This window comes from Streptomyces sp. NPDC107765 (genome assembly GCF_055657085.1).
The window spans coordinates 179,122-193,759 of record NZ_JBVKBL010000009.1; the positions used below are offsets into that span (position 1 = coordinate 179,122).

A 14,638-nucleotide genomic window follows, 5' to 3' on the forward strand; every position below is an offset into this window, starting at 1 on the left:
GAGGAACAGGACGGGGGATGGACCAGGCACGGGTCATGGAGATCTGGAATCCGGTCCTCGGGAAGTCGGGCAGCGGGTACCTGATCGGTGACGACGTGGTGCTCACTGCGCACCACGTCGTGGACGGGGTCCGGATGCGTGGCACCGTGGAGGTCCGGCAGCTGAATCCGGAAGGCGGGACGGACTGGACGGCTGCCGAACTGGTGTGGCTGCCGGAAGCAGCAGCTTCGGAGGTGGTGCCGGACGCGGACGGTGCGCTGCTGCGGATCACCGGGCCTGACTGGCAACCGCCGGTGACTCCGCCGGTGCGATTCGGGCGGATCGTGGGCAAGGACCGCGTGCCCTGCCTGGGGCTGGGCTTTCCCGACGCCGTCACGCGTCCCGACCACGCTCGGGACACCATGCCGATACGTGGCCATGTGGATCCGTTGCACGGCATGAAGTCGCGGATGACCACGGTGCATGTCGACGTGGGCATCGTGCCGAGCCGCTCGGGATGGCGCGGCAGCTCGGGGGCCGGGCTGCTGTGCGGACCGCACCTGGTCGCGGTCGTGACGACGGAGAAGAGCTTCGCGCCGGGTGTGCTGGAGGCCGTACCCGTCAGTGTCCTCGCCCAACTGCCAGGATTCGAGCAGACGTTACGTGCCCACGGCGTCCACTTCGTCACCGAGGACATCGGCGAGGCGTCTCCGGATCCCGACGACGAACCGGACTACGCGCCCATTGCCATACCGCCGCCCTCCGCACGGCACCGTATGAAGAAGCTGCTGGTGCCTGCCGCCGGAGGGATGATGACGATCCTGGCGCTCTTGGCACTGTCCCCGCCCGCGTCGGGTGTCACGTGGCCGATCGGATCGACACTCTCCGGCGTTCTGGCCGGGTGGGGCATTGATTGGCTCCGTGGCCCGCAGTCGGCAGGGGACGGCCGGGAAGCTGCAGTCCAAAGGCTGCGTGAGGCCGTCCGGGGGGAGGTGGAGCGACGTCGTTGGCAACTGCTGGGCAACGACAGCAAGGCCATCAACGTCACGTTCGTCACCGTGCCGCAGGACGGCAGGGACGCGGACAGGGCCTGGCCTCGCGGCGACTTCGACGGCGTCGCCCGTTACCTGGACGGGCTCCGGCCGAAGCGCCTGGTCATCACGGGCGGTCCCGGCTCGGGCAAGACGCTCCTGGCTTATGAACTCGTCCATCGGGTGCTCGCCCGCAAGCACTACGACGGTCCGGTGCCGGTACCGGTCGGCCTGTCGGAGTGGGACACCAGCGTGACGTTCGCCGACTGGTTCAGCGCTCGCCTGGAGCAGGAGTACCTGGGTGGTTCCGAGACCAGGGCGCGGGGCTTGTGGGCGGCCGGGCGCATCATGCCGGTACTGGACGGGCTCGACGAGATGGACCCTACGGACAGCGGACGGCCCAGGGCCGTCGCCGCGCTGGCCGAGCTCAACCGGTTCGCCGGGCCAGTGGTGCTGACCTGCCGTTCGGATGAGTACGCCGAGCTCAGCCGCGCCGATCAACGTCTGCTGGACTGTGCGAAGGTGCGGATCGAGGAGGTCCAGCCCGTCGACGGCCGGCGGTTCCTGGACGAGCGGAGCAGGAACAGGGCCCGGCTCGCCGGGTTGCAGGACGAACTCTTCGCCACGGGGACGGCCACGAGAGCGGTGCTGTCCTCGCCGTGGATGCTCACGCTGGCGTCCCTGGCCTCGCAGACGGAAGCCGGAGCCGCGAAACTCCGTTCCTTCGTCGGGGTACGGGCCTCGGGCGGCCGAGAGCAGGAAGACCTGCACGCGGCGTTGCTGGAGGAGCTCATCCCCTCCCTGTGCGAGCCGGATCCGGCCGACCGGCGTCGGCCGTACCAGGCGGAAGCCGTGACTCAGTGGCTGCGGCTGCTCACCGCAAGCCTGCGCGGCGGCCACGCGGCACCGGCCGACGGCAGCGATCCCGTCATGCCGTCCCGAGACCTCGCCATCCATACGCTGTGGCCGGTCGCCGGACCGCGCAGCGCCCGCTATGCCGCCGCAGCGATCGCCCTCGCCTGCTGGCTGCCCGCCCTGCTCTCCTTGGCGGTCTGCCTCCACCGCAACCACGCCCTGCCACTGCCTGGGGCAGTACTGCTCGCACTGCTGACCCCTGCGCCGCTGCTCTCGGCCTGGAACGCACGTGCCCGGTACGTCCAGCCCCGCCGAATCCTGTTCCAACGGCTACGCAGCAAACTCGGCTGGAGCCGGATCGCCCTGGGTTCCGCGCTGGGCGGCGTCCTCATGCTGCCGCTGACGTCGCTGTTCGGTCCGGGCTTCGCGCTGGCCGCCGGCGCCGGGTTCGCAGGCGTCTTCGGCCTCGGTCTGGCGCTGTCGGTGCGGGCGGACATCGACCGCCGCCATCTGGTGGGGGTCAGCATCCCCTCTGCCCTGGCGGTGACAGTGGCGGCCGGGTTCCTCGTCGGCCGACTCGGCGATTTCATCGGTCTCATCGCGGGATGCGGCGCCGGAGCAATCGGGCTGGCGGTGGGGGTACCCGCAGCGCTGCGCGCCGCTCGGCGCAACAACGGCGGAGACCCGGACCCGGACCCGCCCGGGGTGCCCACGCCGCTGTCCCCACTGCGCAATGACGCGATGGCAGGGGTGGTGTCCGGCGCCGTCGTCGTGGCCCTCACGCTCTACGGGACGCTGAGCGTCGAGTGGTTGCGGGTTCCCTGGCCGCTCGCCGTCATCACGGCCCTGGCCTGCGGTGTGGCTGCCGGGCCCGGTTTTGTCGCGGTCACCAGTTGTCAGTACCTCGGCCTGATCTTGGCCACCCGTGGAAAGCTGCCGTGGCGCCTGGCCGCATTCCTCCGCTGGTGCCATGACCGAGGACTGCTGAGGTCGGCCGGCACCGTCTACCAGGTACGCCACGACGAACTACTTGAGTGGCTCCGGCGTTGAGGTGAATATCGCCGGGCGGCTCGGTCCTCAGGTCCAACCGGCGGCTGGGTTCGGCGGCGCTTGGTTCGGGCCCGCCTGGACCCGGTCGCCGCGCGCCGTGTTGGCTGCCGAGCGGTGGCAGACGTGTGCAACCTGCCACGCGGGTTCGTAAGGATCGGTCAGCAAGGTCAGCAAGGTCAGCAAGGTCAGCAAGGTCAGCAAGGTCAGCAAGGTGAGCTTCAGCGGAAGTGGGAGAGGCTGCGTAGGAAGGCCCCGTCGTGGGCTGACCGGCCCCTTACTTCTCAACACCTCCTGAACGTAAAGCGGTCAGCTCCCCACGGTCGCCGGGCCGATCCCGGTCGGCAGGCGGACCTACGTTCAAGGCCAAATCGCCAACAACTGCGCCAAAATGCAAGCTAGTTGACGAGATCTTCAGTCGCGTCTTGCCCGCGACTCTGGACAGAACTATTGACGCACCATTCACACACGGTGAACATGCAACAAGCAAGAGAGCGCTCCCATGGACTTCACTCGTTCACTTCCTGAATCCGAATCAGGAGAGCTTCCATGCCCACACCCCCCTCAGACGCAACAGCTCACCCCACACCGAGACCCTCACGCCGCACAGTCCTGGCCGCGATGGCGGCCGCACTCCCCGCCGCCGGACTGCCCGTCCTGTCCTCCCGAGCCTCCGCGGCGCCCGCCGCCGCTGCGCTGCCCGGCGGCGGCGACCTCGGCCCGAACGTGCTGGTCTTCGACCCCGGCACGCCCAACATCCAGGGCAAGCTCGACGAGATCTTCAAGCAGCAGGAGTCGGCCCAGTTCGGTACCGCCAGGTACGCCCTCCTGTTCAAACCGGGCACGTACAACGGCCTGAACGCCCAACTCGGCTTCTACACCTCGATCGCGGGCCTGGGACTCTCGCCCGACGACACCACCATCAACGGCGATGTGACCGTCGACGCCGGCTGGTTCAACGGCAATGCGACGCAGAACTTCTGGCGCTCGGCGGAGAACCTTGCGCTCATACCCGTCAACGGCACGAACCGGTGGGCGGTGGCGCAAGCGGCACCGTTCCGGCGGATGCACGTCAAGGGCGGACTGAACCTGGCGCCCAACGGCTACGGCTGGGCCAGCGGCGGGTACATCGCCGACAGCCGGATCGACGGTACGGTCGGCCCGTACTCCCAGCAGCAGTGGTACACGCGCGACAGCTCGGTGGGAGGCTGGCGCAACGCCGTGTGGAACATGGTGTTCTCCGGAGTCGAGGGAGCCCCCGGGCAGACGTTTCCGGACCCACCGTACACAGCGCTGGACACCACTCCGATCTCGCGCGAAAAGCCCTTCCTCTACCTTGAGGGCGGCGACTACCGGGTGTTCCTCCCCGAGAAGCGGGTCAACGCCCGCGGCACCACCTGGGGCAACGGCACACCGCGGGGCGCATCCCTTCCGCTGAGCCGGTTCTACGTGGCCAAGCCCGGCACCGACGCGGCAACCCTCAACGCCGCACTGGCCCAGGGCCTCAACTTGCTTCTGACTCCCGGGATTTACCATGTCGACCGGCCGATCGAGGTGCAGCGGGCGAACACCGTGGTCCTGGGGCTGGGGTACGCGACCATCGTGCCGGACAACGGGGTGACCGCCATGAAGGTCGCCGACGTCGACGGGGTGCGCCTCGCGGGGTTCCTCATCGACGCCGGCCCGGTCAACTCGGCCACACTGCTGGAGATCGGCCCCAACGGCGCTTCCGCGGGCCACGCCGCCAATCCGACGACGGTCCAGGACGTCTTCGTACGGATCGGCGGCGCCGGCCCCGGCAAGGCGACGACCAGCATGGTGATCAACAGCAACCACACCATCATCGATCACACCTGGGTCTGGCGCGCCGACCACGGGGACGGGGTGGGCTGGGAGACCAACCGGGCCGACTACGGCATCCGCGTCAACGGTGCCGATGTCCTGGCCACCGGGCTGTTCGTCGAGCACTTCAACAAGTACGACGTGGAGTGGCGCGGCGAGCGGGGCCGTACGGTCTTCTTCCAGAACGAGAAGGCGTACGACGCGCCCAATCAGGCCGCGGTCCAGAACGGCAACACCAAGGGCTTCGCCGCGTACAAGGTCGCCGACACGATGACCACCCACGAAGGGTGGGGCCTGGGCAGCTACTGCTACTACAACGTGGATCCCACCATCCGGCAGGACCACGGCTTCGAGGCCCCGAACAAACGGGGTGTGAAGTTCCACGATCTGCTCGTGGTCTCGTTGGGCGGTAAGGGCCAGTACGAGCACGTGATCAACGACGTCGGCGCCCCCACCTCAGGCACCACGACGGTGCCGTCCACGGTGGTCTCGTACCCCTGACGTCCGCGCCCTACGAATGCCAGGCCCCCGGCCGGTGGCCAAGTCGCCATGGGCCGGGGATCGGGTGCGGGCCCGGGCCCTGTGCTCGGACGATAGCGGCTGCTCTCGCACCGGCCTGCCTGCCCTCTCTCTCCGCGGACGGCTGGCGGGGCATCAGTGGACGTCGGGAGACATGCGCACATGCGTACTCCATGTGACATGCAGGTGATGGTCCGAGCGCTTCCGGATCGATCAGGAATCGAGAAGCACGGTTTACACGGCCGCTTCTAACCTGATGGTTATGGACATCACCGTTCAGCCGAGTTCTCTCCTGCACGACGACCCGGATGCCTCGCTTGCCGTCTACCGTGATGTCCTGGGCTTTTCGCTGCCCTGCGGGCAAGCTGGTTCGCATCCGGGGCTGCGCTGAGCGTGCGGGTATCGACGCGGCCGCGCAGTCCGACTCGCGAACTTCCAAGGACGCGGCCGCGCACCAGCGCAGAGGCGACAAACAACGAACGTTGGAAAAAGGGGGAGTCTTCGCATGTGCCTGACCGAGTGGGGGCGGGCGCGCGTCCAGGCGCAGCGCCTGACTGATCTGGCGCGACTGCGCCGGGTCCGCGACCGGATCGATGGGCAATACGCGCAGCCGTTGAACGTGGAGGCGCTTGCCCGCGAGGTGAACATGCCCGCCGCCCACCTCAGCCGGCAATTCCGGGCCGCCTACGGTGAGTCGCCGTACGTGTACCTGATGACGCGTCGCATCGAGCGTGCGACGGCGCTGCTGTGGCGGGGCGACCTTGGCGTCACCGAGGTCTGCTTCGCGGTCGGCTGTGCGTCGCTGGGCACGTTCACCACCCGCTTCACCGAGCTGGTCGGCATGCCGCCCGGGGCCTTCCGGCGCCAGGCGGCGAAAGCGGCCCGCCATGCCGACACTGGGGGAGCAGCGCATGCAACCCGTGCAGTCCATGCAACTTATGCAGCCCATGCAGTCCATGGAGGCCACGATGCGCCCTCTGCGATGACGGTTGAGGTGACGCCTACGCCTGCGCGTGCGGCGAAGCAAGGGACACCACCCGTCAGGAATCGAGAAGCCCGGGCCGCCGAGCAGCCTCTAGCGTGATGACCATCGAAACAAGCACGGCTTCCAGCGCATCCACCACGTCCACCACGCCCACCATGTCCCTCGCATCCGCCTCACTCACCCCTACGCCGTCCTGATGCGTAGCCCCGGCACTACCGCCCCACCCCGCTCATCCTTCTACGAGAGGAAACCCGCCATGCAGTCCACGAAGTCGTCCGCCCAGAACTCCGGCACGAGCGCCGAGCAGTACAACGGATTCACCGCCGAGGAGCGGGCCGCGATGAAGGAGCACGCGCAGGAGGAGAAGAAGGCGGCGGCGAGGCGTGGTGCGTCGAAGAGGGAGAAGGAGGCGGCTGCGGAGCGGGACGTGCTCGCGAAGATCGCCGAGATGCCGGACGCCGACCGGGTACTGGCCGAGCGGATCCACGACATCATCACCACTGCCGCTCCGCACCTCACGCCCAAGCTCTGGTACGGGATGCCCGCCTACGCCCAAGACGGCAAGGTCGTCTGCCACTTCCAGAGCGCGCAGAAGTTCAAGTCGCGGTACGCCACGCTCGGCTTCAGCGACCAGGCGGCACTCGACGACGGCGCTATGTGGCCGACCGCCTACGCCCTGAAGGAGCTGACTGAGGCCGACGAACAGCGCATCAGCGCGCTCGTGAAGAAGGCGGTGGGCTGACGCCGGCCGGGCGAGCGAGTCACCACGCACGACGAGACCAGTCCCCGGTTACGGCCCCATCGATCACGGCGAGGCCCGCCTGACCCCCGTCGACCTCACCTGCGCCCAGGGCCCCATGCCCTCGGCTCGTAGCTGAGGGGATGGAGTGGTGGGGCGGATGGAGTGGTGGGGCGGCCGAGCAGCATCGGGTTGGGGGTGGCGCTGGGCTGTCACTCCTCCGTGCCCTCACATCCCACGCATGCCGACGGCGGCCAGCTGCTTGCAGCTTTGGTGGTGACCGCGCTGCGTACCTGGCTCTGCGCACCGCACGCACGTATGACGAACGGCCAACAAGGTGAACCTGGTCGACCTGAAGGCAGGGAAAACACCGGACGACGCAGAGGGGAGGTCTGATTGTGGGCGATCCCATCCAACGGTCGGTTCGGCACAGATCTGCGCTGATGCTGCCGAAAGGCCGTCCCCCCCTCCGCACCGGCAACTTCCGAGGAGCAGGAACGACGATGGCACCCGATCCCACAGTCGCCCAGGTGACCATGACCCTGGCTGCCTTTGCAGCCACCGGCGCTACCCCGCGTCCGTCCGGGGAAACCCTGCAGCAGCAGACCGAACGCATCATCACCGGCATCGACGCGCAACTGAGCGATCCCAGCCTTGCGACGCAGGGCGAGTGGGAGCTGGTGTGGCTCGCACTGAGCGCGGCCAACGCCAATATGGCCTACATCGCACGGAGCACCAACGGCTCGAACGAGTTCGCCGTGGTCGCTCGCGGAACGGACGCCGATCTGACCGACATCCTTGAGGACCTCGACGTCGGCACGGTCGTCCCGTTCCCCGAAAGCGGATCGCCGAAGCCCATCGCCGTTTCCAAGGGGGCGATGGATGCGTTCAAACGGGTTGTCAACGCCCGCTCGATCGCCTCACCCTCCCCGAATGTCACGCTCGCTCAGGCGCTGGCCGTCGCGCTCAAGTCGGCGCCCTCCTCGCCGCAGCCGACCGTCTATCTGACCGGTCACAGCCTGGGCGGTTGCATCGCCACCATGCTCGCGCCGTACCTGCAGGCACAGACCTGGACCACACAGCCGAAGTTCGCGGTGATCACCTATGCCGCTCCCACCGCTGGCGTGCAGAGCTTCGTCGACTACTTCAACTCCCTGCCGTGGGTCATCGACGAGCGCCAGAACAACGCCTACGACCTGGTACCCCACGCGTGGGCCGATCTCGACACCACCGCCGGCTGGTACCCGAGCCCGGGACCGCAGGCGACCGACGAAGTGAAGCTGCTCATCGGGACGATCGCCAAGCGCACCAAGGGCAACGTCTACGTCCAGCCGGGCACGCTCTGCCTGATGAACACCGGATATACGAGCCTTGCCAAGAACCTGGTCAACAAGACCACTCAGGACTTCCTCGGCCAGGTCGCCTTCCAGCACGCCAACTCCACCTACCTGGACCTGGTGGGGGCGCCTGCCGTCCCTTCGCCGCCGGTGGTGACCGACGTGAGCCCCACCTTCGGCGCCGCAGGCGACACGGTGACCATCAACGGCAAGGATTTCAGTCAGGACAGCAAGGTCGACTTCGGCCACTTCGCCTGCACCGAGCGCGACACCGTCATCGACCCCTCCGGCCTCAAGATCACCACCAAGGTCCCCAACGGAACCGGCGTCGTCCACGTCCGCGTCACCAACACCCTCGGCACCTCCCCGGCCGTCGCGATGGGGCAGTTCGCGTATGGCGGACCCGCACCTGTGGTGGTCAGTGCGGTCAGCCCGACCAGCGGAAAGGTCGGCACCCCGGTCACCATCAACGGCTCGGGCTTCGCCAATGGCGCCACCGTGCACTTCAAGGACAAGGCATCCGACTCGGTCAAGTTCGTCTCCACCGGCCAGATCACCGCAACCGCGCCCGGTCAGCTCGACGTCCAACAGACGGTGAACATCACCGTGACGGTGGGCAAGGCCACCTCTCCCACCAGCCCGGACGACGAGTTCACCTACACCGGACGGTAGTCTCCGCACGTTCCGTTCCCGGGGTGGCTCTTCGAGCCGCCCCGGGTCCTTGCCGTTGACCGTTCGAACCGTGCCCGGGCGAGGGATCGCCGCAGGACCAGGACCGGTCGCCCTGCGGCGAGGCCCTGTCCGTGCACGGTGGGAAAGACGCTCCAGTCAGTCCTCCCCACGCAGGTTCGTCCCCCGGCACGTTGACAGGCTTCTGTCGACATGTTGCTATGAGGCGCTGCTCAGCTGGACCTGCGTCGCATGCATGCCGCTAGGGCACCGGATCGACCGCCACTTGACCGGGGGCGGCGCCCACGAACTCAGAGCGAGGACCCATGCCGCAGCGCGCCGCGACCATCATCGGCGGCGGGATCGGCGGCCTCGCGGCAGCCATCGCCCTGCACCGCCGGGGCTGGCGCGTCGAAGTGCTGGAACGTGCGGCGGAGTTCACCGAGATCGGTGCCGGTATCTCCCTGTGGCCGAACGCGCTGCACGCGCTTGAGGTGCTCGGACTGGCCGACGCCGTCCGGGCGTTCGGTGCCGTCGAGGCCACCGGCGGCGTACGCGACCGCCGGGGCCGCTGGCTGTCCCGTACGGACAACGCGGAGCTGGCACGCCGATTCGGCCATCCCTTGGTGGTTTTGCACCGCGCCGACCTGCTGCGGGTGCTCACCGAGGCGCTGCCCGCCGACAGCCTGCGGTCGGGCAGCGAGGTGTCCGCGGTCCGCGACGACGGCCACAGCCTGGTCGTCGAACACCGTGGGGGCGCGTCCCGGCCCGATCTCGTGGTCGGCGCCGACGGGCTGCGCAGTGCCGTACGACGCGCGCTGTGGCCCGACGCGGCCGGTCCCCGGTACGCCGGTTACACCGCCTGGCGCATGGTCACCGAGCCCCTCGCCGAGCCGCCCGCCGAGGGCGCGGCGACCTGGGGGCGCGGGGAGCGGTTCGGCTACACGGCGCTGCCGGGAGGCCGGATGTACTGCTTCGCGACCGCGTCGCTGCCGGCGGGAACGGCCTCCGGCTCGTCGGAGTCCGCCGAACTGCTGCGCCGTTTCGGGTCCTGGCCGGATCCCGTGCCGGCCCTGCTGGCCGCCGCCCCCGCGGACGCGGTGCTCCGCCACGACCTGTACGACCTGCCGCCGCTGCGCTCCTTCGTCCGCGGCCGGGTAGCGCTGCTGGGCGACGCTGCCCATGCCATGACCCCCAATCTGGGCCAGGGCGCGTGCCAGGCACTGGAGGACGCGGTCACCCTCGCCCACTGCCTCGACGGCACCCCGGACGTGGCCGCCGGGCTCCGCTCGTACGACCTGCAGCGCCGCCCGCGGACGCAGGCCCTCACGCGTCGGTCCGCCCGGCTCGGCACGGTCGGCCAGTTGTCGTGGCCGCCTGCGGTGCTGCTGCGCGACACGGCCGCCTGGCTGACGCCGATGTGGGCGACGCTCCGTTCCATGACGCCGGTGCTCAGCTGGACGGCGCCCGTTGACCCGGTGACCGCGACGGAGAGCGAGAGCAACTGATGCCGGACTGGACCTATCACCCGCTGCGCGGCTTGGCCGCGGCCGCCGTCGGCCGGCGCCGTTCGCAGCGAACCGCACTGCGGCTGCTGGCGTCGATCGGCTCCCGCCCGGCCGGTGCCCGGCTGATCGCCCGGGGATTCGGCCACCGCCATCCACCGGAGCGGCTCGCGGGCGAGATCGCTGGCGTGCCCGTGACCGTCCGGCTCGGGATATCCGTCCCGCCCTCGCTCGCCCGCGAGGCGGTGCGCGCCATGCACCCGCTCGGGGCCGGTGTCGTCGAGGTGGCTCCCGTCTCGTTGGGCGACGCCGAGACGGTACGCGAGGCCGCTGCCGGCCGATCGATCCCGGTGGTCGCCCGCGTGCGCGATCCGGAGACGGAGGCCGCCCTCACGTCCCATGTCGACGGGTTCACCAGCAGCGACGACCCGCACGTGGTGCAGGTGTCCGACCCGTCCGTCACCGCCGCGGCCGCCGTGCTGGAGGAGCCGGAGGCCATCGTGCTCGCCCGGCCCGAAGTGCTCGTCGAGGCCGGGCCCGGCTGGTTCGCACGGGTCACCGAGGCAGCCACGCCCACCGCGCCCGCTCCGCGGCTACGGGACGTCGGCCGCGCTCCTCGCCGCTGGCCCGCCTGGTGGTGGGCACTGCTCGTCGGGCTGGGTATGACGGGCGCGGGGCTCGGGGCCGCAGCGATCACGCTGGGGCCGGTGCTGCTCTGGTACGACCGTGACTACCTCGGCATGACGCTGCACGACCTGCATGCGGCCAACCATCACCTCGTGCACTTCCTCCAGCACGACCGGATCACCATGGCCGGGACGATGGTGGCGATCGGCGCCCTCTACACCGGCCTTGCCGTGGGCGGGATCAGACGCGGCTGGCCCTGGGCCCGTGAGGTGTATCTGCTCTCGGGATTGATCGGCTTCCCCACCTTGTTCTACTTCCTGGCCACCGGCTTCGTGGAGCCCCTGCACACCGCCACTGTCATCGTGCTGTTCCCGATGTTCGTGGCCGCGGTCCGGCGGGCTCCGCACGCACCGCGGTGGCGCCTGGCGCCCGAGGGGCCGGAGCCGGAACGCCGACGGGCGCTGGTCGGTCAGCTGCTGCTGATCGTCACGGGAGCGGGGCTGTTCGTCGGCGGAGCGGCGATCTCGGTGGTCGGTCTGACCGGTGTCTTCGTGCCGAGTGACCTGGTCTTCCTGCGCACCAGCGCACAGGCGCTGGAAACCGTGAGTCCTCGGCTCGTGCCGTTCGTCGCCCACGACCGCGCGGGGTTCGGCGGCGCCCTGATGGCCGCCGCGGTGGCGATCGTCCTGCTCAGCGCGTGGGGCTGGCGGCGGGGTGAAGCCTGGGTGTTCTGGACCCTGGCCGCGGCGGCAGCCGCCGGCTTCCTGCCGGCGGTCGTCGTGCACGGCGCGATCCACTACATGGACTTCCTCCACCTCGCGCCGGTCTACTTCGGCATCGCCATGACCGGCACCGGCCTACTGCTCGCGCGTCCCTACCTCTGCGCGAGGGCCTCGGCGAGGCCGAAGGACTGATGGGCTGCATCGGCGAGTGCGCCACCCACCGATCCAACGACCAGGCAGCTGCGCCTGGTTGCCTTCTGGGCACGGCACCGACTCCGGCTTCGGCGCCCTGCGCGTAGGTATCTCGAAGACTGTGCACAACTTGGTTCAGGTACCGGGACTGTGATCGCATGGTGGCGATGCTCTCCAACGAACCTTCAGCAGACTCCCACGCGCGGGTACCGGCGAGCCGTGCTGCCCAGGACGGCCCGGCCTCGGACAACCAGGGCCCGGACGCGCCGTCGGCCCAGGGCAACACCGTCGGCGCCGACTCCTGCCCAGGCACCCGTACAGCCGCTACTGCTACCGCCGCCGGCAGAAGCACGGACTCGACCACGGCCACCGATAGCAACGCCGTCGGCGCACCCGTAGCCGCAACCGACGCAAGCACCGACCATACGAGCACCGGCGAAAAGAAGGAGCACCCACGGGCCGAGCGCAAGCCGCGACGGATCGTGCGGAGGACCGCGAAGGTGGTCGTCGCGCTGGCCGTCGTTCTTGCGTTTCTTGCGCTCGGTGACCGGTGGGCCGTGCTCTACGCGGAGAACCTGGCGGCGCAGCAGGTGCGGAAGGCGCTGAAGCTGCATGCCGAGCCCGAGGTGCACATCGACAGCTTCCCGTTCCTCGGGCAGGTGCTCGCGGGCACCATCGACCACGTCGAGGTCAACGTCCCCGATGTCGACGCCGGGCCGGTATCCGTCGCTCAGGTGAAGGGGACGGTGGACAACATCCGGATCGTCGGCAGCCTGCCGTCCTCGGTCACCGGCGCGGTGCTGAGCCGGGTGCGCGGTGACATCCTGCTGGACTTCAAGGACCTCAACCGCGAAGTCGCCGCGTCACAGGTCCACTTGAGGCCCGCTGCCGAGGAGAACACAGTGCTGGCCAGCGGCGACCTGCCGGTGGGCGACAAGCAGGCCCAGATACGGGGGCGTGCGCAGTTGCAGCGCACCGGGGACCGCGGCCTGCGCATGACCGTGCAGGACGCGCGCGTGGTCATACCCGGCTTGCTCACGTATGTACCGGGCAAGGGCGGTGGCTTGCAGCTGACTGCACCCGTCGCCGACAAGATGGACGAGGACGAGCTGCAACAGGCGACCGGGAAGCACGTCCGTCCGCAGCAGCTGATGAAGGGTCCCGTGCTGGACACGCTCGTGGACCATCCGTCGCTGCTCAAGCCCACCGGCATCGATCCCTCGCTCATCCAGGGCCTACAGAAGCTCCGGGAGCCGAAGGTCGCGCAGCAGATGGAGTTCTCCGTGCAGCTGCCGGACAACCTGCCGGGCGACATCCGGCTACGCGACATCTCCGTGACGAAGAACGGCATTCGGGCGCAGCTGACCGGCAACGACGTACCGGTGGGCTGACTGGCTCCGACGAAAGTTGCTGGCTCGCCGGCCGGGGCTCCATTTTGCGGGCCCCGGCCGCATGCTGGTGGGTACGCAGGACGCAGGACCGTGGAGTGCACGGACCCGACCCCGGGCCGGAGCCCGGCAAGTAAAGACTCGGGCGCCACGCAAGACCATGCCACCTCAGACCTCTTCGCGCCGTATCAGTGTGTCTGGCGGCGCCAGATCGAGGGGCTGACGCCCCGGTTGCGCTTGAACGCCACGCTGAAGGCGAAGGGGTCCTCGTATCCGACCTCGCGGGCGACGGTGGCGACGGTCGTCCCGGCGTCCCGCAGCAGGTCCGCCGCCAGGGTCATACGCCAGCTGGTGAGGTAGGTGAGCGGGGGGTCGCCGACCAGCGCGGTGAAGCGGGCGGCGAAGGCCGCACGGGACGTGCCGACCTGGGAGGCCAGCTCGGCGACCGTCCACCGGCGGGCTGGTTGCTCGTGCAGCAGGCGCAGCGCCTCGCCGATCACCGGATCGGACAGCGCCTGGTACCAGGCGGGCGCCGCCTCCGCACCGGCCCACCAGGCCCGCAACGCCAGCACCAGCAAGAGGTCCAGCAGCCGGTCCAGCACGGCGTCCTGACCGGGTTCGTCGCGGGTGGCCTCAGTGGCGAGCAGGTCCAGTGCCGCCCGGGTCGCCGGCCCGGCGGGTACGACGGCCAGCGGCGGCAGCATGCCGAGGAGGCGGTCGCCGACGTCGCCGCTGAGGTCGTAGGCGCCGCGGAGCATGATCGTGGCCCCGGGCAGACCGTCGCCGTACGTGCGGGGAGCCAGGCTCCGCTGCGTGTCCGGCGCTTGCGCGGACCGGTCGACGACGCGTTTGCTCTGCCCGTGGATCACCACCTGAGGCGCGGTGGAAGGGTCGTCGGCGATCGTGTACCGGCGGGGGCGGGTGAGGAGGGCGATATCGCCCGCCGCGAGCCGTACCGGTGCGGTGTCCGTGTCGTCGATGCGCACCGACGCGTGACCGGCGAGCGTGGTCACCACCGTGAGCGGCGGCGGGTCGGTGAAGCTCAGCGACCACGGAGGCCGCTGGATCAGTTGCCTGACCCACGCGTTCCTGGCCCGCGCCCGATGCAGCAGATCGCTAAGGACGTCCACGCTCCCACGCTAGACGAACGCAAAGGAAGTGGGGACGTTCTCCCATGGATCGTCCATGTGCTCCTGAGGTT

The 14,638-nt window shown here is 69.5% G+C and carries 11 protein-coding genes; 9 read left to right on the plus strand and 2 right to left on the minus strand.

All coding sequences use genetic code 11. From position 1 onward, the window contains the following. Positions 1-17 precede the first annotated feature (17 nt). The gene (locus ACZ7MX_RS22965) at positions 18-2,915 is read left to right on the plus strand and encodes a trypsin-like serine protease (protein WP_472134869.1); all 2,898 of its coding nucleotides are present in this window, start codon (positions 18-20) and stop codon (positions 2,913-2,915) included. 27 nt (positions 2,916-2,942) lie between these two features. On the opposite strand, the gene ACZ7MX_RS22970 is transcribed toward ACZ7MX_RS22965, so the two are convergent. Then, on the minus strand, positions 2,943-3,125 hold the full coding sequence (locus ACZ7MX_RS22970; protein ID WP_472134870.1) for a hypothetical protein: 183 nt from the start codon (positions 3,123-3,125) through the stop codon (positions 2,943-2,945). A gap of 408 nt (positions 3,126-3,533) precedes the next feature. Here ACZ7MX_RS22970 and ACZ7MX_RS22975 point away from each other — a divergent pair, with 408 nt between their 5' ends. The 8 genes from ACZ7MX_RS22975 to ACZ7MX_RS23010 all read left to right on the plus strand — a co-directional run bounded on the left by ACZ7MX_RS22975 (position 3,534) and on the right by ACZ7MX_RS23010 (position 13,440). Next, on the plus strand, positions 3,534-5,255 hold the full coding sequence (locus ACZ7MX_RS22975; RefSeq protein ID WP_472134871.1) for a coagulation factor 5/8 type domain-containing protein: 1,722 nt from the start codon (positions 3,534-3,536) through the stop codon (positions 5,253-5,255). 280 nt (positions 5,256-5,535) lie between these two features. Beyond that, positions 5,536-5,664, plus strand: a complete 129-nt coding sequence (locus tag ACZ7MX_RS22980; RefSeq protein WP_472134872.1) for a hypothetical protein — start codon at positions 5,536-5,538, stop codon at positions 5,662-5,664. 114 nt (positions 5,665-5,778) lie between these two features. Then, a complete protein-coding gene (locus tag ACZ7MX_RS22985; RefSeq protein WP_472134874.1) occupies positions 5,779-6,357 on the plus strand; it encodes a helix-turn-helix domain-containing protein in 579 nt (192 codons plus the stop codon). 157 nt (positions 6,358-6,514) lie between these two features. Beyond that, positions 6,515-7,000: an iron chaperone gene (locus ACZ7MX_RS22990; RefSeq protein ID WP_472134876.1), complete on the plus strand. Its 486-nt coding sequence runs from the start codon at positions 6,515-6,517 to the stop codon at positions 6,998-7,000. Between the two features lie 500 nt (positions 7,001-7,500). Further along, positions 7,501-9,006, plus strand: coding sequence for an IPT/TIG domain-containing protein (locus ACZ7MX_RS22995; protein ID WP_472134878.1), 1,506 nt, complete (start codon positions 7,501-7,503; stop codon positions 9,004-9,006). Between the two features lie 323 nt (positions 9,007-9,329). After that, positions 9,330-10,511 (plus strand): FAD-dependent monooxygenase, encoded by a 1,182-nt coding sequence (locus ACZ7MX_RS23000; protein ID WP_472134880.1) that lies wholly within the window; start codon positions 9,330-9,332, stop codon positions 10,509-10,511. Further along, positions 10,511-12,049, plus strand: coding sequence for a hypothetical protein (locus ACZ7MX_RS23005; RefSeq protein ID WP_472134882.1), 1,539 nt, complete (start codon positions 10,511-10,513; stop codon positions 12,047-12,049). The genes ACZ7MX_RS23000 and ACZ7MX_RS23005 overlap by 1 nt, the downstream gene beginning before the upstream one ends. Before the next feature lie 500 nt (positions 12,050-12,549). Continuing rightward, the gene (locus ACZ7MX_RS23010; RefSeq protein ID WP_472134884.1) at positions 12,550-13,440 is read left to right on the plus strand and encodes an LmeA family phospholipid-binding protein; all 891 of its coding nucleotides are present in this window, start codon (positions 12,550-12,552) and stop codon (positions 13,438-13,440) included. 185 nt (positions 13,441-13,625) lie between these two features. Here ACZ7MX_RS23010 and ACZ7MX_RS23015 read toward each other — a convergent pair whose 3' ends face one another. Further along, a complete protein-coding gene (locus ACZ7MX_RS23015; RefSeq protein ID WP_472134885.1) occupies positions 13,626-14,567 on the minus strand; it encodes an AraC family transcriptional regulator in 942 nt (313 codons plus the stop codon). Between the last annotated feature and the right edge of the window lie 71 nt (positions 14,568-14,638).

Coding starts and splice junctions, on each gene's coding strand:
- ACZ7MX_RS22965 (WP_472134869.1), top strand. CDS start 18: ATGGACCAGGCACGGGTCATGGAGATCTGGAATCCGGTCCTCGGGAAG.
- ACZ7MX_RS22995 (WP_472134878.1), top strand. CDS start 7,501: ATGGCACCCGATCCCACAGTCGCCCAGGTGACCATGACCCTGGCTGCC.
- ACZ7MX_RS23000 (WP_472134880.1), top strand. CDS start 9,330: ATGCCGCAGCGCGCCGCGACCATCATCGGCGGCGGGATCGGCGGCCTC.
- ACZ7MX_RS22985 (WP_472134874.1), top strand. CDS start 5,779: ATGTGCCTGACCGAGTGGGGGCGGGCGCGCGTCCAGGCGCAGCGCCTG.
- ACZ7MX_RS22980 (WP_472134872.1), top strand. CDS start 5,536: ATGGACATCACCGTTCAGCCGAGTTCTCTCCTGCACGACGACCCGGAT.
- ACZ7MX_RS22975 (WP_472134871.1), top strand. CDS start 3,534: ATGGCGGCCGCACTCCCCGCCGCCGGACTGCCCGTCCTGTCCTCCCGA.
- ACZ7MX_RS22990 (WP_472134876.1), top strand. CDS start 6,515: ATGCAGTCCACGAAGTCGTCCGCCCAGAACTCCGGCACGAGCGCCGAG.
- ACZ7MX_RS23005 (WP_472134882.1), top strand. CDS start 10,511: ATGCCGGACTGGACCTATCACCCGCTGCGCGGCTTGGCCGCGGCCGCC.